Here is an 18084-nt window from a genome sequence, read left to right as displayed (position 1 = left end):
CATGGCACTTCTGGACATCCGCGACCTGTCGGTCCGCTTCCACACCCATGACGCCGAGGTTCACGCCGTCAGCGATGTCAGCCTGACCGTCCAGCCGGGCGAGACGCTGGGCATCGTGGGCGAATCCGGGTCGGGCAAGTCGCAACTGGCCTTTGCGGTCATGGGCCTTCTGGCGCGCAACGGCCAGGCTTCGGGCAGCGTGCGGCTGGACGGGCAGGAAATCCTGAACGCCCCGCCCAAGGTCATCAACCGGGTCCGGGCCGAGAAGGTCGCGATGATCTTCCAGGATCCGATGACCTCGCTGAATCCCTACATGCGCGTCTCGGACCAGATGGCCGAGGTGCTGGTCCTGCACAAGGGCCTGTCCAAGCGCGCGGCCGTGGCCGAATCCGTGCGGATGCTGGAAGCGGTGCGCATCCCCGACGCCAAGGGCCGGGTTCGTCTTTATCCGCATGAGTTCAGCGGCGGGATGCGGCAGCGGGTGATGATCGCGATGGCGCTGCTGTGCCGGCCCAAGTTGCTGATCGCGGACGAACCCACGACCGCCCTGGACGTGACGGTGCAGGCGCAGATCATGACGCTGCTGTCGGACCTGCAACGCGACTTCGGCATGGCGATGATGCTGATCACCCACGACCTGGGGGTCGTCGCCGGATCCTGTTCGCGCGTGGCGGTGATGTATGGCGGGCGCATCCGAGAACTGGGGCCGGTGGGTCCGCTCTTCGCCGATCCCGCCCACCCCTATACCCAAGGATTGCTGTCGGCGATCCCGCGGATCGACACGGACGAGGGCGAACTGGCCGTCATTCCCGGCCAGCCGCCCGACATGTCCCGCCCGCCGCAGGGCTGCGCCTTCGGGCCGCGCTGCGCTTATCGCCGTGGCGACTGCGACCACCGCCCGCCGCTGGCCTCCTTCGCACCCGACCGCTGGCGGGCCTGCTTCGCCCCCTTGGCGGAACTGCGCGCCGGAACGGAGACACGCCCATGACGAAGCCCCTTCTCGACGTGCGCGATCTTCGCGTCAGCTTTTCCGTCCGGCAGGCTGGCGCGATGCCTTGGTCCCGCCCCCGCAACCTTCAGGCCGTCGGCGGCGTCAGCTTCACCCTGCGACCGGGCGAGACGCTGGGCGTGGTGGGTGAATCCGGCTGCGGCAAGTCCACGCTGGCCCGCGCGCTGATCGGCCTGGTCCCCGCAACGGGGCGCGCTGAATGGCAGGACGGCGCCGACCTGATCGGTCTGTCGGCGCGGCAGATGATGGCCTATCGCAGCCAGATCCAGATGATCTTCCAGGATCCGCTTGCCAGCCTGGATCCGCGTATGACCGTGGGCCAGATCATCGCCGAACCGCTGGTGACCCATCAGCCCGCTCTGCCCCGGTCCCAGGTTCGCGACCGCGTCAAGGCGATGATGGACCGGGTGGGCCTGCTGCCCAGCCAGATCAACCGCTATCCCCACGAATTCAGCGGCGGACAATGCCAACGGATCGGCATCGCCCGCGCGCTGATCGTGGAACCCCGGCTGATCATCTGCGACGAACCCGTCAGCGCGCTCGACGTGTCGATCCAGGCGCAGGTCATCAACCTGCTGATGCGGCTGCAGGCCGATTTGGGCCTGTCGCTGATCTTCATCGCCCATGACCTGTCGGTGGTGCGCCACATCAGCGACCGTGTGATGGTCCTCTACCTGGGCAAGGTGATGGAGATCGCGCCCGCGCGAGACCTTTATGCCGATCCGCAGCACCCCTATACGCAGGCGCTGCTGTCAGCCGTCCCGGTGCCGGATCCCGCGCATGATCCCGCCGCGACCGTGGTGCCGCTGAAAGGCGACCTGCCCTCGCCCATGAATCCACCCTCAGGCTGCGTCTTCCGCACCCGCTGCCCGCGTGCGGCACCCCGCTGCGCGGCCGAGGTGCCGGTCCTTGCCGGAGATCGCCACCAGACCGCCTGCCATTTCCCCGGCCCCTTCACGCCACAGGAAATCGCCCGCGCCCGCGCCACCGAAGCGGCCTGACCCGCCGCTTCTTTTTCATCCAAGTGTCCCCGCCGGAGGCATGGCGAGCTTGCCTGCCAAGTCAGCCGACGACGATGTGCCCCGGCCCCTCGCAGGCGCGACCGATCACGGCGGCCTCGGCAAAGCCGTGGTCGGCAAAGATCGCCAGGGCGGCCCCGGCCTCAGCCTCGGCGCAGGCCACCAGCAGGCCACCGCTGGTCTGCGGATCGGTCAGCAGGGCACGATGGGTATCGGCAAAGCCCTGGGGCAGCACGACATCCGCGCCATAGCTGGCCCAGTTCCGCCCCGAAGCGCCGGTGACGTAGCCGGCGACAGCCAGATCACCCACCCCCGGCAGCATCGGCACGGCTGCCCAGTCCAGCCGCAACGCGCAACCCGATCCCCGCGCCATCTCAAGCGCGTGGCCTGCCAAGCCAAAGCCCGTCACGTCGGTCATCGCATGGACTCCTGGCAGCCGCGCCAGTTCCGGGCCAGGGGTGTTCAGCTTCGTCGTGGCCCCGACCATCGCACGATATCCATCATCCGACAGCGCGCCCTTCTTCAGCGCCGCGGACATCACGCCGACGCCCAGCGGCTTGCCCAGGATCAGCACGTCGCCCGGCCGCGCGCCGCTGTTGCGCTTTACATGGGCCGGATCGACCAGCCCAAGCGCCACCAGGCCATAGATCGCCTCGACTGAATCGATGGTATGGCCGCCGCCGATGGGGATGCCCGCCTCGCGGCAGGCCATCGCGCCGCCTTCCAGGATGCGGGCGATGGTTTCCCCCGACAGGGTGTTGATCGGCATACCGACCAACGACAGCGCCATGATCGGCGTGCCGCCCATTGCATAAACGTCGCTTATCGCATTGGTCGCGGCGATGCGGCCGAAGTCCAACGGATCGTCGACGATGGGCATGAAGAAATCCGTCGTCGCCACAAGCGCCTGCCGCTCGTTCAGCTTATAGACCGCCGCGTCATCCGAAGTCTCGATCCCCACCAGCAGCGCCTCGGGCACCGGCAGCATCGCCGTGCCGCGCAGCAGCCCCGTCAGCACGCCGGGCGCGATCTTGCAGCCGCAGCCGCCCCCGTGGGACAGGGATGTCAGGCGGGGTTCAGTCTTTTGCTGGTCGTCCATCGGGGTCTCCTTCGGTTGGTGCCACGCTATCACCCCAAAATCGCATCTTCAACGAAGGACGGTTTGCGCTTAGGACGGTCGGCGCAAGGAGAAGCCCATGCTCAAGACCCGCATCATCCCCTGCCTGGACGTGGCCGACGGCCGCGTCGTGAAGGGCGTCAACTTCGTGGACCTGATCGACGCCGGCGACCCCGTCGAGGCCGCCCGCGCCTATGACGCCGCAGGCGCGGACGAGATCTGTTTCCTCGACATCCATGCCACGCATGAAAACCGGGGCACGATGTTCGACCTGGTGACGCGGACGGCGGAACAATGCTTCGTGCCCCTGACCGTGGGCGGCGGTGTCAGGACGCATGAGGATGTGCGTGCGCTGCTGCTTGCGGGGGCCGACAAGGTCAGCTTCAACTCGGCCGCCGTGGCCGATCCCGACGTGGTGGCCCATGCCGCCGACCGCTTCGGCAGCCAGTGCATCGTCGTGGCCATCGACGCCAAGACCGTCGCGGATGGCCGCTGGGAAATCTTCACCCATGGCGGGCGCAAGCCCACCGGCATCGACGCCGTCGCGTTCGCCCGCACGGTCGAGGCGAAGGGCGCCGGGGAAATCCTGCTGACCAGCATGGACCGCGACGGGACGCGCGCGGGCTTCAACATCCCCCTGACCCGCGCCATCGCGGATGCGGTGAACATCCCGGTCATCGCCTCGGGCGGGGTCGGCACGCTGGACCACCTTGTCGAGGGGGTGACCGAAGGCCATGCAAGCGCCGTCCTCGCTGCCTCGATCTTCCATTTCGGCACCTTCACCGTGGCCGAGGCCAAGGCCCACATGGCCGCCGCCGGCATCCCGATGAGGCTCGCATGAGCGCGCTTCACGACCTTGCCGCCACCATCGCCGCCCGCAAGGCTGCCGATCCCGACAGCAGTTGGACGGCGAAACTGCTGGCGAAGGGCCCCGAGAAATGCGCCGAGAAGTTCGGCGAGGAAGCGGTCGAGGCGATCATCGAGGCGGTCAAGGGCGACCGGGACCGCCTGACCAGCGAGGCGGCGGACGTGATCTTTCACCTTCTGGTGATGCTGGCTGCGCGGGACGTGACGCTGGCCGATGTCGAGACGGAACTGGAACGGCGGGCCGGGACCTCGGGACTGGTGGAAAAGGCGTCGCGTCCGTAATCGCTGGGCCTTGTGTCGCTTGCCCTTTTCCTTGGGGTGCCTTGGGGTCTATAAGCGGGCAAATTGTTGCGGCAGGCCCGCAACCGAATAAACATGGCAGAGGACCGCATGAGCAACGATTCCCAAAACGGCAAGCATCACGAAGGCGACGTGGCTTTCATCCAGTCGCTTGCGGAACTGTTGAATGCCAGCGACCTGTCGGAACTGTCGGTCAAGCGGGAATATGGCGAACATGACCGGCTGACGGTCAGCCTGTCCAAGCAGGGCAAGCAGATTGCCTATGCCGCAGCCCCCGTCGCCGCGGCCCCTGCACCCGCTGCCGCGCCCTCCGCACCGGCCGCGCAATTGCCCGCCGTCAGCGAAGATCCGGCCAGCCTGCCGGGCGTCGTTACCTCGCCCATGGTGGGCACCGCCTACCTGTCCGCCGAACCAGGAGCCACGCCTTTCGTCCAGATCGGGCAAGCCGTTGCCGAAGGCGACACGCTGCTGATCGTCGAGGCGATGAAGACCATGAACCACATCCCCTCGCCCCGCGCAGGAACCGTCAAGCGCATCCTGATCGACGACGGCACCCCGGTCGAATTCGGCGCCCCCCTGATGGTCGTCGAGTGAGGCGGGGATGTTTGACAAGATCCTGATCGCCAACCGGGGCGAAATTGCCCTGCGCGTGATTCGCGCCTGCCGCGAGATGGGCATCGCCTCGGTCGCGGTTCATTCCACGGCTGACGCCGATGCGATGCACGTCCGCATGGCCGACGAATCGGTCTGCATCGGCCCGGCGCCGTCATCGGCCAGCTACCTTTCCATGCCCGCCATCATTTCCGCCTGCGAGATCACGGGCGCGCAGGCGATCCATCCGGGCTATGGCTTCCTGTCCGAAAACGCGGCCTTCGTGCAGATGGTCGAAGACCACGGCATCACCTTCATCGGTCCCCGCGCGGAACATATCCGCATCATGGGCGACAAGATCACCGCCAAGGACACGATGAAGAACCTGGGCGTGCCCTGCGTTCCGGGCAGCGACGGTGGCGTCGATGACGTGGAGCAGGCCAAGCGCGTGGCGGCGCAAATCGGCTATCCAGTCATCATCAAGGCCACGGCGGGCGGCGGCGGACGCGGCATGAAGGTGGCCCAGGACGAAGCGGGCCTGGAGGTCGCGTTCCGCACCGCGCGGGCCGAGGCCAAGGCGGCCTTCGGTAATCCCGACGTCTATATCGAGAAATACCTCCAGAAGCCGCGCCACATCGAGATCCAGGTCTTCGGCGACGGCAAGGGCCGTGCTGTCCATCTGGGCGAACGCGACTGTTCCCTGCAACGTCGCCACCAGAAGGTGCTGGAGGAAGCCCCCGGCCCCGCCATCAGCGCCGAGGAACGCGCCCGCATCGGCAAGGTCTGCGCCGATGCCGTGGCCCGTATCGGCTATGCAGGCGCCGGCACGATCGAGTTCCTGTATGAGGACGGCGAGTTCTACTTCATCGAGATGAACACCCGCCTGCAGGTCGAACATCCCGTGACGGAGGCGATCTTCGGCGTGGATCTGGTCCGCCAGCAGATCCTGGTCGCCGCCGGTCAGGAGATGGAGTTCCGGCAAGAGGATCTCTCGATCCGCGGCCATTCGATCGAGGTCCGGATCAACGCCGAAAAGGTGCCGGGCTTCTCGCCCTGCCCCGGCCGGATCACCCAGTATCACGCGCCGGGCGGCTTGGGCGTTCGGATCGACAGTGCGCTTTACGACGGCTATTCCATTCCGCCCTATTACGACAGCCTGATCGGCAAGCTGATCGTGCATGGCCGCGACCGGTCCGAAGCCCTAGCGCGGCTTGAGCGTGCCTTAGGCGAATTGATTGTGGACGGGATCGATACCACGGTTCCGCTGTTCACGGCCCTGCTGCAGGAACCCGATATCCGGTCGGGCAATTATTCGATCCACTGGCTGGAACGCTGGCTGGATCAGAAATTCGGCTGAGGCCGGATCGTGCTGACGCCCGCGCAACTGCTGAAAGGCTATGCGCAGGGCGTCTTTCCCATGGCGGAAAGCGCCTACGACACGCGGCTGCACTGGTTCGATCCGCCGTTGCGGGGGATCCTGCCGGTTGGCGGGGTCCATGCCTCGCGGTCGCTATTGCGCGATCTGCGAAGGGGTGGATGGACGGCGCATCTGGACGGCGACTTCGAGGCCGTGGTGGCTGCCTGCGCGGACCGCGACACGACCTGGATCAATGAGCCGCTGGCCCGTCTTTATTCCCAGTTGCACCGGGCGGGCCGCGCCCATGCGCTTGAGATCCGCCATGATGGCAGGTTTGCGGGCGGCATATTCGGGGTGACGATCGGGGCGGCCTTCTTCGGGGAGTCCATGGCCTCGGCCCGGACGAACGGGTCCAAGATGGCGCTTCTGTGGATGTCCAGCCAACTTGCGCGCTGCGGCTTTACCCTGTTCGACACGCAGTTCCTGACGCCGCATCTGGAACGCATGGGTGGCCGGGAAATACCGCGCGCGCAATACCGCGCCCTGCTGGCCGATGCCCTGCCCCGGCAGGCCGACCTGCTGTCAGCCCCGTTGCCGGGTGGGGATCAGCTTTGGCAGGAAATCACCCAGACGTCATAGCGCCGGTCGTCAAGCGCCGACAGCGCGGGGGACGATGCGATCATCCAGCCGCTGAAAAGGGTCACGTTCTGCGCCGTATCCGTGATCGTCAGCTGGGCATAGGCGTCCGAACTGGGATCGCCGGCGGGATAGCGGCATTCGCCCAGACGGACCTGCAGCCTGCCATAGCTCACCGCCTGTCCCACCTCGACCGGAAGATCCGTGGTGCGGCCCGAAATCTTGTCCAATCCGCGCAGCAGGGCGCCGTTGGCTCGTGCAACCTCTTGCGCTGCGGCAGGCGCGGCCAAGGCCAGCATGACCAGCAGGGACCGGATCACGAGTTTTCCTCGTCCTGCGACTGGCTGTCCACGAACTTCATCATCAACTGCAGCAGGCTGACAGCACCCTGCACATCCTCGATCTCGTCGCCGGGGGAAAGATTGTCCGGGCTGCCGCCCGGCTGGATGAGGATATAGGCCCCGCCCAGCAGGCCATCCGACTGGATCAGGGCGGCACTGTCGGAAGGAAGCGCGATATTGGCAGGAAGCGTCAGCCGCGCATCGGCCATGTAGGTGTCGGGATTAAGCGCCACGTCCGAGACGCGGCCCACCGGAACCCCGGCCAGCCGGACCTCGGTCCCGACCGAAACCCCATCGACGTCGGGAAAGGATGCGCGGACCTCGTAGCCCGCTTCGCGCGAAAAGTCCGTGCCGAACCCCCAGGCCAGAAATCCCGCGGCAACGACCAGAACCGCGGTTCCGGCCAAAAGCTCTGCCCGGTGCTCTGCCCCTGCCGACATCTATTCGGGCTGCCAGGCGTCGTAATCACTGCGCGCCGGTTGTTCCGCACGGTAAAGCGACCCTTCCGGGTAATAGGCGCCCACAGTCCCGGTCGGGTTCTCTCGATGCGGCTTTTCCCAGGACTTGCGGGCCAGCGGGGCCTTGGTCGGCGGTTCGTCCCAGGTATGGTGCAGCCAGCCATGCCATTCCGGACTGACCCGGCTTGCCTGGGATTCGCCGCTAAAGATCACCCAGCGGCGCGATCCGTCCTTGTTCTGGTAGAAGACGTTGCCCTCGGCATCCTCGCCAACCTTTATCCCGTTCCGCCAGGTCCAGAACTGGGTGTTGACGGTCTGGCTGTTCCACCAGGTCAGGGCGCGGAGCAAGAAAGACATGGGGCTGGAACCTCTTATTCGTGGCTGCCGCAGATATGGCCCAAACTGCGTCCAAGATCCAGCCTGCCCGACTGGCAAGCCGCAGATAAACTTGCCCGCCGCGCTTGGTGGAGAGGTCAGGTAAACCCTTCAACCGCGGCACCAACCGGCAAGAAAGGCGCAGGGAACATGGGCAGACACCCCCTGCGCGCCCAGTTGTTTCAGCTTGCCGAGGCGGCTTCCTTCTTGGGGTCGGCGTGGATCAGCAAGGGCTTCGCGACGGCGTTGTCCACCGCTTCCTCGTTCACCACGACCTCTTCGACGCTGTCCATCCCCGGCAGTTCGAACATGGTATCGAGCAGGATGTCCTCCATGATCGACCGCAGACCCCGCGCGCCGGTCTTGCGCTTGATGGCGCGCTTGGCGATGGCCTGCAGGGCGTCATCGGTGAAGGTCAGCTGCACGCCTTCCAGATCGAACAGGCGCTGATACTGCTTGACTAAGGCGTTCTTGGGCTTGGTCAGGATGATGATCAGCGCTTCCTCGTCCAGGTCGGTCAGGGTCGCGATCACGGGCAGGCGGCCCACGAATTCCGGGATCAGGCCGAACTTCAGCAGATCCTCCGGCTCCAGTTCCTTGAACAGCTCGCCCACGCCGCGGTCGTCGTTTTCCTTGACGCTGGCGCCGAAGCCCATCGCGGTGCCCTTGTTGCGCTGCGCGATGATCCGGTCAAGGCCCGCAAAGGCGCCGCCGCAGATGAACAGGATGTTGGTCGTGTCCACCTGCAGGAATTCCTGCTGCGGATGCTTGCGGCCGCCCTGCGGGGGAACGCTTGCGACCGTGCCCTCCATGATCTTCAGAAGCGCCTGCTGCACCCCCTCGCCCGAGACGTCGCGCGTGATCGAGGGGTTGTCGGACTTGCGGGTGATCTTGTCGACCTCGTCGATATAGACGATGCCGCGCTGCGCACGCTCGACATTGTATTCCGATGCCTGGAGGAGCTTGAGAATGATGTTCTCGACATCCTCGCCCACATAGCCGGCCTCGGTCAGCGTGGTCGCGTCGGCCATGGTAAACGGAACGTCGAGGATTCTGGCCAGGGTCTGGGCCAGAAGCGTCTTTCCGCAGCCGGTCGGACCAATCAGCAGGATGTTCGACTTGGCAAGCTCGATCTCGCCCTTGCCGCCGTGGTTCAGCCGCTTGTAGTGGTTGTGGACGGCCACGGACAGCACGCGCTTGGCATGTTCCTGGCCGATCACGTAATCATCGAGAACCGCGCAGATCTCCTTGGGCGTCGGCACGCCGTCGCCCGACTTCAACCCCGAGGATTTCGTTTCCTCGCGGATGATGTCCATGCACAGTTCGACGCATTCATCGCAGATGAAGACCGTTGGTCCTGCGATCAGCTTGCGCACCTCATGCTGGCTCTTGCCGCAAAAGCTGCAATAGAGCGTGTTCTTGCTGTCACTGCCGGACTGGTTTGCCATCGTCCAAGATCCTTGATTGCCGCAGGTCTGCCAACCGCGGGCGGCCCGGCGCCGGGGGCCGCAACTGAATTGTCCAGCGGCGAAAGGATCGCCGCAGGCCTGTGTTCCTTATGTTAAGGATGACGCAGGCGCGTCACAATCCCCAACAAGTCTATTTCTTCTCGGGTTCCGCCTTGCCGCGCGGGGCAACCACTTCGTCGATCAGACCCCAGTCCCTTGCCTCTTCGGGCGACATGAAGCGGTCACGCTCCAACGCCTGCTCGACTTCCTCAAGGCTGCGGCCGGTATGGGCCACGTAAATCTCGTTCAGGCGGCGCTTCAGCTTCTCTGTCTCGCGTGCGTGGATCAGGATGTCAGTGGCCTGTCCCTGGAACCCGCCCGAGGGCTGGTGGACCATCACGCGACTGTTGGGCAGCGAATAGCGCAGCCCCGGTTCGCCCGCCGCCAGCAGCAGCGAGCCCATCGAGGCGGCCTGCCCGACCACCAGCGTCGAGACGCGCGGGCGGATGTATTGCATCGTGTCATAGATCGACAGGCCCGAGGTCACGACGCCGCCGGGGCTGTTGATGTACATGCTGATATCCTTGTTGGGATTTTCAGCTTCCAGAAACAGCAATTGCGCGCAGATCAGGGTGGACATGCCGTCATGCACGGGACCCGACACGAAGATGATCCGTTCCTTGAGCAGGCGCGAGAAGATGTCATAGGCCCGTTCCCCGCGAGAGGTCTGTTCGACCACCATGGGGACAAGGGTGTTCATGTAGAATTCTGCCGGATCGGTCATCGTCTGTCCTTGCCTTGTGTCCCTGTTCCCGCGATTCGCCAGGGCGCTGATCCCACCGATAGCCGCGAAAGGTTGACAGAGTCTTAGTAACGGGCAAGGTCCGCTGCAAGGCATGGAACGAAGTTCGGCCCGTCCCCGACGGCGCCGCCAGCAGGAGATGGACATGAAACTGATCGTGGGTCTGGGCAATCCCGGCGCGAAATATGCCGCAAACCGCCACAATATCGGCTTCATGGCCGTGGACCGGATCGCCCAGGATCATGGCTTTTCCCCATGGAAGGCGCGCTTCCAGGGTCTTGTATCTGAAGGCCGGCTGGGGGCCATGCGGGTCACCCTGCTGAAGCCGCAGGGCTTCATGAACCTGTCAGGGCAATCGGTTGGCGAAGCGATGCGATACCTAAAGCTGAACCCGGAAGACGTGATCGTCCTGCATGACGAACTGGATCTGGCGCCCGCCAAGTGCCGGGTCAAGCAGGGCGGCGGCCATGCGGGTCATAACGGGCTTCGGTCGATCCACCAGCATATCGGCCCCGATTATGGCCGCGTCCGGCTGGGGATCGGCCATCCGGGCCACAAGGACCGGGTCGCGGGATATGTCCTGTCGGACTTCGCAAAGGCCGACCAAGAATGGCTGGACGACCTGCTGCGCGGCATCTCGGACGGGGCCGAGGCTTTGGCCCAAGGCGACGGCGCGCGGTTCCAGAACCTTGTGGCGGCCCGAACCCAGCCCGCGCGAAACAGCGGGACGCGGCCCGCCCTGGCCACGCCCGCGCCCGTCAAGGACTCCCCCCCATCCCTCGCCCCGGCAGAGCCCGACAAGCCCGCGACCCTGACGGACAAGCTGCGGCAACTGACCGACCGCTTCCGCTGATCCGGGGTTGGCCTCGCCCGTCCCTGGCGCTAGCCTGACCCTTGGGAGGATCGGACATGGAACCGTCGCTGAACGTCCTTGGAACACGGCTCGAGCCTTGCTCGATGAAGCCGCTGACGGGGTTTTACCGCAACGGCTGCTGCGACACGGGACCAGAGGATGCCGGCAGCCACACCGTCTGCGTGGTGGTCGACGCCGAGTTCCTGGCGCTGTCGAAATATCTGGGCAACGACCTGAGCACGCCGCGTCCCGAATACCGTTTCGACGGGCTGAAGCCTGGCGACCGCTGGTGCCTCTGCGCGGCGCGTTTCCTCCAGGCCGCGCAAGAGTTCGGGGCGCCGAAGGTCGTGCTGGAATCGACCCATGCTCGGGCGCTTGACATCATCCCGATCGAGCTGCTGCGCGCCCATGCCGTCAATGCGCAAAGCTAAGCGTCTGGCACTTGCGCTGAGTGTGCTGCCCCTCCAAGTCCTGGCGCAGGATCTGCCCAGCGAAATGCCGATCAGGCCCGCGGACCGGGAACGGCTTGCCGGCTATCATGCCGCGGCCGGGGATGCGCTGCTTCAGGCCCTATCCGAGGGCGGAGGGGCGGATCTGGACATGATGATCGAGGCGTTGTCCGGGAAGGCCCTGCCGGCGGACCACGCTGTCCCGATCCTGGCCGGGGACTGGTCCTGTCGGATGATCAAGGTGGGCGGCCTTTTGCCAGTGACAGCCTATAGCCCATTCAACTGCAGGATGACGACCGATGGTGGCTTCGAAAAGCTGACTGGCTCGCAGCGGACCAAAGGGCAGATCTATCGTGATGGCGACCGGCTGGTCTATCTGGGAACGGGCTTCATCGCGGGCGATAGGCCGCCCGCCTACGCGGAACTGCCCGAACAAGCCGACATTCAGGCCGACCCGCAAAGACTGCCCGAAGTGGGTGTTGTGGAAATGGTCTCGCAGACCAAAGGGCGAATCCTGTTCCCCAGCCCGCAGCTGGAATCGCGCTTCAACATCCTGCTGCTGACGCGTTGAAACGCCGGGCCAAAAGGCCCGGTGTCCTGGTGTTACCCGTTGCTGCCGGACCCGCCCGAACCGCCATCGGACCCACCATCCGATCCGCCGTCCGATCCGCCGTCGGAACCGCTGGCACCGTCCGATCCTGCGCCACCGCCATCGGAACCACCGTCAGAGCCGCCTGCCCCAGCCTCGCCACCCGTGCCAGTTCCGGCGTCCGCACCCGTATCGCCGTCTTCCGCGCCGTCATCGGCATCGGTGGTGCCGCCGCTATTGTTGCCCCCAAGCACGTCCCGGGCCACGTCGCCTCCGCTGCTGGTGTCCGGGCCTGCGCGCATCTCGACGCCATCAACCGAGACAAGGCTGCCATTCGCGATGCTGTAGACCAGTTCGGTCGGCTGCCCGTTGCGCTGCGCGTTCACCGTCATCAGCGCGCCTTCGCGCAGGATGTGGATGTCGGTGAAGCCCTGGGACAGCAGCGTCTCGATCACGACCTGGTCGTTCTGGATCTGCTCGGGCAAGGGGAAGGCCGGGACGGCGACTGCGCCGACCGGGGGCTGCGGCTGCAATGCGGGATCGACGATGACGGCGGTATTGCCGCCGGGCGTCTCGACCACCGTCTGGGTCAGGGCCGGCGTGGCCAGAAAGCCCCCGGTCGCGCCGATCAGCGCGAGGGCCAGGGATGTCTTCTGCGATGTCTTGAGCATGGTGTCCTCCGTCATGCGGTCGGGCCTCAACCCGCGGCGCATCACAGAGGTTCCAGCGCCTTACGTCTTGATATCAAAGCCCAGATGCTTGGCGACGGTGAAGATGTCCTTGTCGCCGCGCCCGCACATGTTCATCACGATAAGATGGTCGCGCGGCAGGCCCGGCGCAATCTTGATGACATGGGCCAGGGCATGGCTGGGCTCCAGTGCCGGGATGATCCCTTCTTGGGCGCAGCACAACTGGAACGCGGCCAGGGCCTCGTCGTCTGTGATGCTGACATATTCGGCGCGGCCGGTATCGTTCAGCCAGGCATGTTCCGGGCCGATGCCCGGATAGTCCAGGCCCGCGCTGATCGAATGGCCTTCCAGGATCTGGCCGTCGTCGTCCTGCAGCAGATAGGTGCGGTTGCCGTGCAAGACGCCCGCGCGCCCGCCCGACAGGCTGGCGCAATGCTCCATCCGGTCGTCCACGCCCTTGCCGCCAGCCTCGACGCCAATGATGCGGACTTCCTTGTCGTCGAGGAAGGGGTAGAACAGGCCCATTGCATTCGACCCGCCGCCGATCGCGGCGATGATGGTGTCGGGCAGCCGGCCTTCGCGCGGCAGGATCTGCTCCTTGACCTCTTTCCCGATGATCGACTGGAAATCGCGGACCATCGCCGGATAGGGGTGCGGGCCGGCCACGGTGCCGATGCAATAGAAGGTGTCGCGCACATTCGTCACCCAATCCCGCAGCGCGTCGTTCATGGCGTCCTTCAGCGTGCCGCGACCGCTGGTGACGGGCACGACCTCGGCCCCCAGCAGACGCATCCGGAACACGTTCGGCGCCTGGCGTTCCACGTCGTGTGCGCCCATGTAGACCACGCATTTCAGGCCAAAGCGCGCGCAGACCGTCGCGGTCGCCACGCCGTGCTGGCCCGCGCCGGTTTCGGCGATGATCCGGGTCTTGCCCATGCGGCGCGCCAGCAGGATCTGGCCCAGCACGTTGTTGATCTTGTGCGCGCCGGTGTGATTCAGTTCATCCCGCTTCATGTAGATCTTGGCGCCGCCCAAGTATTCCGTCAGCCGTTCCGCGAAATACAAGGGCGAGGGCCGCCCGACATAGTGGGTCCAGAGGTCGTCCATCTGGGCCCAGAATTCAGGGTCCGTCTTGGCGCGTTCGTATTCGGCTTCCAGGTCCAGGATCAGCGGCATCAGGGTCTCGCTGACGAAGCGGCCCCCATAGATGCCGAACCGGCCCTGCTCATCGGGGCCGGTCTTGTAGCTGTTCACCAGATCATCGGCCATGGGATCGCCTTCACGGTTGGAATGGGTATTTGGGCAACGAAGAAGCCTCAGAGCGTCTTCTTATAGCCGATATGGCTGGGGGTGAAGCCCAGGCGGTCATAGAAGCGATGCGCGTCCATGCGGGTCCGGTTGGTGGTCAGCTGCATCTGCCCGCAGCCGGCGGCGCGGGCCCGCGCTTCGGCATCGGCCACCAGCAGCGCGCCGATCCCCCGGCCCCGCAGGTCAGAGGCGACGCGCACCCCCTCGATCTGCGCGCGAAGCGTTGCCTTGGCCGAGAGGCCGGGGATGAAGATCAACTGATAGCAGGCCACCAATCGGTCGCCGGACAGGCCGACGATCAGGTGGTTTTCGCCCTGGCGCTGCATTGCGTCAAAGGCGGAAAGATAGGGCGCGGGATCGGTCGTCTCGCGCGCCTGCCCCAGGATGTCGTCGGCCAGGAGAGCCACGACCGCCGGAACCTCGTCGCGCGCGGCAGGACGGAACAGGACGGTCATGACGCGGCTGCGATAAAGGCGCGGATCAGCCCCTCGTCCTTCAGGCCCGGCTCAGCCTCCACGCCCGAGGACACGTCCACGGCGGGCGCGCCGGTCAGGCGGATGGCCTCGGCCACGTTCTGTGCCGTCAGCCCGCCCGCCAGCATCCAGGGGCGCAGCCACTTGCGACCGACCAGCAGGCGCCAGTCAAAGGACAGGCCGTTACCACCCGGAAGGTCGGCGTCACGCGGCGGCTTGGCATCGACCAGCAGCATGTCCGCCACCAGCCCGTAATCCGTCAGCGCCGGCAGGTCCGAGGCGTCGGAAAGACCCACCGCCTTCATCACCGGCAGGCCGGTCAGCGCCTTGACCGCAGCCACCCGATCCGGGCTTTCGCTGCCGTGAAGCTGGATCACGTCAAGCGGCACACGGGCCACAACCTCGTCCAGCAGGGCATCGTCCGGATCGACGAACAGCCCGACACGCGCCACCCCGACCGGCACCAGGGGTGCCAGCATTACAGCCTCGTCAACCGAGACCGCGCGGGGCGAATTCGGAAAGAACACCAGGCCCACGTAGCGCGCCCCGGCCTCGGCAGCCGCAGAGATGTGCTCGGGCCGGCGCAGGCCGCAGATCTTGACCTGCGACATGGCTCAGGTCCGGGCGGGCAGCGTGGTGCCTGCCGCCGGCTCCGCCGAAGCCGCCGGCAGCGTCGGCTGCCGCCCGGCCCGTGGGCTGTCGAGGATCGCCAGAACCTCGTCCTTGGGGGCGGCGTGGCGGCTGCGCAGGTGGCCGACTTCGCTTTCCAGCTTGGCCGCGCGGCTTGCCTGTGCCTTGGCTTCGCGGCGGATCTGGGACTCGCGCAGCCATTCCCAGACCAGGCCGGCGATCATGCCGAGGGCGAAGGCCAGGAAGATCACAAGGAACAGGGGCAGATCGACGGCCCAGCGGCCGCCGAGGAACTGCCCGAAATTGGCCGGAAAGGCCGACAGGGTCACCGTCTCGCGATTGGCCAAGGCCACGGCAATCAGGATGACCGCCAGCAGGACCACGAAGATCAGTCGAAGAAAGCGCATGGAATGTCCTTGGTTGCGGCCGCCGGTCACGGCACGATGCTGTGCAACCTAATAAGCCCTTCAGGCGTCCCCGTTCAACCGATCACGCAACAGTTTGCCGGTCTTGAAGAAGGGAACGGACTTCTGGTCCACATCCACGGCCTCGCCCGTGCGGGGATTGCGGCCGGTGCGGGCGTCGCGCTTCTTGACCGAGAAGGCCCCGAAGCCGCGAAGTTCGACCCTGTCGCCGCGTGCCATGGCGTTGATGATTTCCTCAAACACGGTGTTCACGATCCGCTCGACATCGCGCCGGAACAGATGCGGGTTTTCGTCAGCGATAAGCTGGATCAATTCGGACCGGATCATCATCCCCCCAGGTGGCGTAACGGCTGCAAGATGTCGTCCGCAGGACTTGTGACAAGAGGCAACGCAGGAAAAGGTTCCCAGTTTCCATAGCGATGCCAGTTTTGCCTCGATCACGCAAGAGAGGTGGAGATTCCCTGCCCGTTCGCCAGGCAGCAAAAAGCCCGCCCCGCATCTGCGGAGCGGGCAATATCATGCCTGGGCCGCGATCAGTTGCCGCGGTTCAGGGCAGCGCCCAGGATGTCGCCCAGCGACGCGCCCGAATCCGAGCTGCCGTACTGGTCGATGGCTTCCTTTTCCTCGGCGATCTCGCGTGCCTTGATCGACAGGCCCAGACGACGGGTCTTGGTGTCGATGTTGGTGACGCGGGCATCGACCTTGTCGCCGACCTGGAAGCGTTCGGGACGCTGGTCCTGACGGTCGCGGGCCAGATCGCTGCGGCGGATGAACGACTTGACGCCGTTGTATTCCACCTCGACGCCACCATCCTCGATCGCGGTGACCTCGACGGTCACGACCGAGCCACGCTTCACGCCGTCAACGGCTTCGGCCATGTGCTCGTTTTCCAGCGACTTGATCGACAGGCTGATGCGTTCCTTCTCGACATCCACGTCCTGGACGACGGCTTTCACCACGTCGCCCTTGCGGAAGTCCTGGATCGCGTCTTCGCCGCGGGCATCCCACGAGATGTCCGACAGGTGGACCATGCCGTCGATATCGCCTTCCAAGCCCACGAACAAACCGAATTCGGTGATGTTCTTGACCTCGCCTTCGATCACGGTGCCGGTCGGATGCGTTTCGGCAAACACTTCCCACGGGTTGCGCTGCGTCTGCTTCAGGCCCAGCGACACGCGGCGCTTGGCTTCGTCGATCTCCAGCACCATCACTTCGACTTCCTGAGAGGTCGAGACGATCTTGCCCGGATGGACGTTCTTCTTGGTCCAGCTCATTTCCGAGACATGGACCAGACCCTCGACACCGGCTTCCAGTTCGACGAATGCGCCGTAGTCGGTGATGTTGGTCACGCGGCCCTGATGGACCGAGCCGATCGGGAACTTGTCGCCCACCGTATCCCACGGATCGGCCTGCAGCTGCTTCATGCCCAGGCTGATGCGGTGGCTGTCCTTGTTGATCTTGATGACCTGGACCTTCAGGGTCTCGCCGATCGACAGGATCTCGGACGGGTGGTTGACGCGGCGCCAGGCCATGTCGGTGACGTGCAGCAGGCCGTCAACACCGCCCAGGTCGACGAACGCACCGTATTCGGTGATGTTCTTGACGACGCCGTCCACGGTCTGGCCTTCGGTCAGGTTGGCGATCACCTCGGCGCGCTGTTCGGCGCGGCTTTCTTCCAGGATGGCGCGGCGCGACACGACGATGTTGCCACGGCGGCGGTCCATCTTGAGGATCTGGAACGGCTGCTTCAGACCCATCAGCGGGCCGGCGTCGCGCACGGGGCGCACATCGACCTGCGAACCGGGCAGGAAGGCGACAGCGCCGCCCAGGTCGACCGTGAAGCCGCCCTTGACGCGGCCGAAGATGGCGCCTTCGACGCGCTCTTCATCGGCATAGGCTTTTTCCAGACGGTCCCAGGCTTCCTCGCGGCGGGCTTTCTCGCGCGAGATGCTGGCTTCGCCGCGGGCGTTCTCGACGCGGTCCAGATAGACCTCGACCTCGTCGCCGACCTTGATGCTGGGCTCCTCGCCCGGATTTGCGAATTCCTTCAGATCGACGCGGCCTTCCATCTTGTAGCCGACGTCGATGATGGCCTGTCCCGCCTCGATGGCGATGACGCGGCCCTTGACGACCGAACCTTCGTCCGGGGTGTCAATGTCGAAGCTTTCGTTCAGGAGGGCTTCGAATTCCTCCATGGTCGCTTTAGCGCACATATATGATCGGTTTCCTTTACGACGATTTTACTGGCCATGCGGTTGGCTCCGCCGGTCTTTATGACGCCTTTCGGGAACGACAAAGGGTCGCGGCGTGACGCCCGACCCGTTCCGTTGCGGTCTGTTCTGACCATC

General features: G+C 65.4%; 23 protein-coding genes. 10 read left to right on the top strand and 13 right to left on the bottom strand.

The genetic code is table 11. The features are described 5' to 3' along the window. Position 1 precedes the first annotated feature (1 nt). Together IE224_RS00750 and IE224_RS00745 are read left to right on the top strand one after the other, a co-directional pair. Positions 2-988, top strand: coding sequence for an oligopeptide/dipeptide ABC transporter ATP-binding protein (locus tag IE224_RS00750; protein WP_191307227.1), 987 nt, complete (start codon positions 2-4; stop codon positions 986-988). Continuing rightward, positions 985-2010 carry an oligopeptide/dipeptide ABC transporter ATP-binding protein gene (locus IE224_RS00745; RefSeq protein ID WP_191307225.1) on the top strand — a complete coding sequence of 342 codons (1026 nt, stop codon included), beginning with the start codon at positions 985-987 and terminating at the stop codon, positions 2008-2010. The genes IE224_RS00750 and IE224_RS00745 overlap by 4 nt, the downstream gene beginning before the upstream one ends. Positions 2011-2071: 61 nt before the next feature. Here IE224_RS00745 and selD read toward each other — a convergent pair whose 3' ends face one another. After that, a complete protein-coding gene (gene selD, locus IE224_RS00740) occupies positions 2072-3127 on the bottom strand; it encodes a selenide, water dikinase SelD (RefSeq protein WP_191307223.1) in 1056 nt (351 codons plus the stop codon). Between the two features lie 97 nt (positions 3128-3224). On the opposite strand from selD, the gene hisF reads away from it, so the two are divergent. From hisF to aat, 5 genes are all read left to right on the top strand, one after another. Further along, positions 3225-3986, top strand: a complete 762-nt coding sequence (hisF, locus tag IE224_RS00735; RefSeq protein WP_167621934.1) for an imidazole glycerol phosphate synthase subunit HisF — start codon at positions 3225-3227, stop codon at positions 3984-3986. Beyond that, positions 3983-4294: a phosphoribosyl-ATP diphosphatase gene (locus IE224_RS00730; RefSeq protein ID WP_167621933.1), complete on the top strand. Its 312-nt coding sequence runs from the start codon at positions 3983-3985 to the stop codon at positions 4292-4294. The genes hisF and IE224_RS00730 overlap by 4 nt, the downstream gene beginning before the upstream one ends. Before the next feature lie 108 nt (positions 4295-4402). Continuing rightward, positions 4403-4906 (top strand): acetyl-CoA carboxylase biotin carboxyl carrier protein, encoded by a 504-nt coding sequence (accB, locus tag IE224_RS00725; protein WP_191307221.1) that lies wholly within the window; start codon positions 4403-4405, stop codon positions 4904-4906. 7 nt (positions 4907-4913) lie between these two features. Further along, positions 4914-6260, top strand: a complete 1347-nt coding sequence (gene accC, locus IE224_RS00720) for an acetyl-CoA carboxylase biotin carboxylase subunit (protein WP_191307219.1) — start codon at positions 4914-4916, stop codon at positions 6258-6260. A 9-nt stretch (positions 6261-6269) separates the two neighbouring features. After that, positions 6270-6899: a leucyl/phenylalanyl-tRNA--protein transferase gene (gene aat / locus IE224_RS00715; RefSeq protein ID WP_229849184.1), complete on the top strand. Its 630-nt coding sequence runs from the start codon at positions 6270-6272 to the stop codon at positions 6897-6899. Here the strand turns inward: aat and IE224_RS00710 are convergent. The 5 genes from IE224_RS00710 to IE224_RS00690 form a co-directional block, all read right to left on the bottom strand. Continuing rightward, positions 6866-7216, bottom strand: coding sequence for a DUF2155 domain-containing protein (locus IE224_RS00710; protein ID WP_308434827.1), 351 nt, complete (start codon positions 7214-7216; stop codon positions 6866-6868). The genes aat and IE224_RS00710 overlap by 34 nt on opposite strands. Further along, positions 7213-7677 carry an outer membrane lipid asymmetry maintenance protein MlaD gene (gene mlaD / locus IE224_RS00705; protein WP_167621930.1) on the bottom strand — a complete coding sequence of 155 codons (465 nt, stop codon included), beginning with the start codon at positions 7675-7677 and terminating at the stop codon, positions 7213-7215. Before mlaD ends, IE224_RS00710 begins: the two co-directional genes overlap by 4 nt. Continuing rightward, complete coding sequence (locus IE224_RS00700; RefSeq protein WP_167621929.1) at positions 7678-8052, bottom strand: NADH:ubiquinone oxidoreductase subunit NDUFA12; 375 nt, start codon at positions 8050-8052, stop codon at positions 7678-7680. Positions 8053-8252: 200 nt separating this feature from the next. Continuing rightward, positions 8253-9518 carry an ATP-dependent Clp protease ATP-binding subunit ClpX gene (gene clpX / locus IE224_RS00695; protein WP_167621928.1) on the bottom strand — a complete coding sequence of 422 codons (1266 nt, stop codon included), beginning with the start codon at positions 9516-9518 and terminating at the stop codon, positions 8253-8255. Between the two features lie 151 nt (positions 9519-9669). After that, complete coding sequence (locus IE224_RS00690) at positions 9670-10302, bottom strand: ATP-dependent Clp protease proteolytic subunit (protein WP_167621927.1); 633 nt, start codon at positions 10300-10302, stop codon at positions 9670-9672. Between the two features lie 163 nt (positions 10303-10465). Here IE224_RS00690 and pth point away from each other — a divergent pair, with 163 nt between their 5' ends. From pth to IE224_RS00675, 3 genes are read left to right on the top strand one after another with little or no spacing between them, the layout of a single operon-like run. Next, complete coding sequence (gene pth / locus IE224_RS00685; RefSeq protein ID WP_191307217.1) at positions 10466-11173, top strand: aminoacyl-tRNA hydrolase; 708 nt, start codon at positions 10466-10468, stop codon at positions 11171-11173. Between the two features lie 56 nt (positions 11174-11229). Beyond that, on the top strand, positions 11230-11604 hold the full coding sequence (locus IE224_RS00680) for a DUF2237 family protein (protein WP_191307215.1): 375 nt from the start codon (positions 11230-11232) through the stop codon (positions 11602-11604). Further along, a complete protein-coding gene (locus tag IE224_RS00675; protein WP_308434826.1) occupies positions 11537-12193 on the top strand; it encodes a DUF4893 domain-containing protein in 657 nt (218 codons plus the stop codon). Before IE224_RS00680 ends, IE224_RS00675 begins: the two co-directional genes overlap by 68 nt. 32 nt (positions 12194-12225) lie before the next feature. Here IE224_RS00675 and IE224_RS00670 read toward each other — a convergent pair whose 3' ends face one another. From IE224_RS00670 to rpsA, 7 genes are all read right to left on the bottom strand, one after another. Continuing rightward, the gene (locus IE224_RS00670; RefSeq protein ID WP_191307211.1) at positions 12226-12897 is read right to left on the bottom strand and encodes a hypothetical protein; all 672 of its coding nucleotides are present in this window, start codon (positions 12895-12897) and stop codon (positions 12226-12228) included. A gap of 45 nt (positions 12898-12942) precedes the next feature. Continuing rightward, complete coding sequence (trpB, locus tag IE224_RS00665) at positions 12943-14169, bottom strand: tryptophan synthase subunit beta (RefSeq protein ID WP_191307210.1); 1227 nt, start codon at positions 14167-14169, stop codon at positions 12943-12945. A 47-nt stretch (positions 14170-14216) separates the two neighbouring features. Then, positions 14217-14663 (bottom strand): GNAT family N-acetyltransferase, encoded by a 447-nt coding sequence (locus IE224_RS00660; RefSeq protein WP_191307208.1) that lies wholly within the window; start codon positions 14661-14663, stop codon positions 14217-14219. Then, positions 14660-15292, bottom strand: coding sequence for a phosphoribosylanthranilate isomerase (locus tag IE224_RS00655; RefSeq protein WP_191307206.1), 633 nt, complete (start codon positions 15290-15292; stop codon positions 14660-14662). The genes IE224_RS00660 and IE224_RS00655 overlap by 4 nt, the downstream gene beginning before the upstream one ends. Positions 15293-15295: 3 nt before the next feature. Then, on the bottom strand, positions 15296-15718 hold the full coding sequence (locus IE224_RS00650; protein WP_191307204.1) for a LapA family protein: 423 nt from the start codon (positions 15716-15718) through the stop codon (positions 15296-15298). A gap of 60 nt (positions 15719-15778) precedes the next feature. Continuing rightward, entirely contained in the window at positions 15779-16063 is a 285-nt protein-coding gene (ihfB, locus tag IE224_RS00645; RefSeq protein ID WP_167623407.1) for an integration host factor subunit beta, read from the bottom strand. Between the two features lie 206 nt (positions 16064-16269). Further along, positions 16270-17949 (bottom strand): 30S ribosomal protein S1, encoded by a 1680-nt coding sequence (gene rpsA, locus IE224_RS00640; RefSeq protein ID WP_167621919.1) that lies wholly within the window; start codon positions 17947-17949, stop codon positions 16270-16272. Positions 17950-18084 lie beyond the last annotated feature (135 nt).

The organism is Paracoccus aerius (genome assembly GCF_014656455.1).
GTDB classification, from domain to species: domain Bacteria; phylum Pseudomonadota; class Alphaproteobacteria; order Rhodobacterales; family Rhodobacteraceae; genus Paracoccus; species Paracoccus aerius.
The sequence above is the reverse complement of the archived record's forward strand: the minus strand, read 5'-3'. Positions and strand labels throughout refer to the sequence as shown.

What these genes read in the sequence shown, in the direction of transcription:
- accB (WP_191307221.1), top strand. Translation starts at nt 4,403, where the DNA reads ATGAGCAACGATTCCCAAAACGGCAAGCATCACGAAGGCGACGTGGCT.
- IE224_RS00750 (WP_191307227.1), top strand. Translation starts at nt 2, where the DNA reads ATGGCACTTCTGGACATCCGCGACCTGTCGGTCCGCTTCCACACCCAT.
- mlaD (WP_167621930.1), bottom strand. Translation starts at nt 7,677, where the DNA reads ATGTCGGCAGGGGCAGAGCACCGGGCAGAGCTTTTGGCCGGAACCGCG.
- accC (WP_191307219.1), top strand. Translation starts at nt 4,914, where the DNA reads ATGTTTGACAAGATCCTGATCGCCAACCGGGGCGAAATTGCCCTGCGC.
- IE224_RS00745 (WP_191307225.1), top strand. Translation starts at nt 985, where the DNA reads ATGACGAAGCCCCTTCTCGACGTGCGCGATCTTCGCGTCAGCTTTTCC.
- trpB (WP_191307210.1), bottom strand. Translation starts at nt 14,169, where the DNA reads ATGGCCGATGATCTGGTGAACAGCTACAAGACCGGCCCCGATGAGCAG.
- clpX (WP_167621928.1), bottom strand. Translation starts at nt 9,518, where the DNA reads ATGGCAAACCAGTCCGGCAGTGACAGCAAGAACACGCTCTATTGCAGC.
- IE224_RS00675 (WP_308434826.1), top strand. Translation starts at nt 11,537, where the DNA reads ATGCTCGGGCGCTTGACATCATCCCGATCGAGCTGCTGCGCGCCCATG.
- IE224_RS00700 (WP_167621929.1), bottom strand. Translation starts at nt 8,052, where the DNA reads ATGTCTTTCTTGCTCCGCGCCCTGACCTGGTGGAACAGCCAGACCGTC.
- IE224_RS00650 (WP_191307204.1), bottom strand. Translation starts at nt 15,718, where the DNA reads ATGCGCTTTCTTCGACTGATCTTCGTGGTCCTGCTGGCGGTCATCCTG.
- selD (WP_191307223.1), bottom strand. Translation starts at nt 3,127, where the DNA reads ATGGACGACCAGCAAAAGACTGAACCCCGCCTGACATCCCTGTCCCAC.
- IE224_RS00655 (WP_191307206.1), bottom strand. Translation starts at nt 15,292, where the DNA reads ATGTCGCAGGTCAAGATCTGCGGCCTGCGCCGGCCCGAGCACATCTCT.
- ihfB (WP_167623407.1), bottom strand. Translation starts at nt 16,063, where the DNA reads ATGATCCGGTCCGAATTGATCCAGCTTATCGCTGACGAAAACCCGCAT.
- hisF (WP_167621934.1), top strand. Translation starts at nt 3,225, where the DNA reads ATGCTCAAGACCCGCATCATCCCCTGCCTGGACGTGGCCGACGGCCGC.
- IE224_RS00730 (WP_167621933.1), top strand. Translation starts at nt 3,983, where the DNA reads ATGAGCGCGCTTCACGACCTTGCCGCCACCATCGCCGCCCGCAAGGCT.
- IE224_RS00660 (WP_191307208.1), bottom strand. Translation starts at nt 14,663, where the DNA reads ATGACCGTCCTGTTCCGTCCTGCCGCGCGCGACGAGGTTCCGGCGGTC.
- rpsA (WP_167621919.1), bottom strand. Translation starts at nt 17,949, where the DNA reads ATGTGCGCTAAAGCGACCATGGAGGAATTCGAAGCCCTCCTGAACGAA.
- IE224_RS00670 (WP_191307211.1), bottom strand. Translation starts at nt 12,897, where the DNA reads ATGACGGAGGACACCATGCTCAAGACATCGCAGAAGACATCCCTGGCC.
- IE224_RS00680 (WP_191307215.1), top strand. Translation starts at nt 11,230, where the DNA reads ATGGAACCGTCGCTGAACGTCCTTGGAACACGGCTCGAGCCTTGCTCG.
- pth (WP_191307217.1), top strand. Translation starts at nt 10,466, where the DNA reads ATGAAACTGATCGTGGGTCTGGGCAATCCCGGCGCGAAATATGCCGCA.
- IE224_RS00690 (WP_167621927.1), bottom strand. Translation starts at nt 10,302, where the DNA reads ATGACCGATCCGGCAGAATTCTACATGAACACCCTTGTCCCCATGGTG.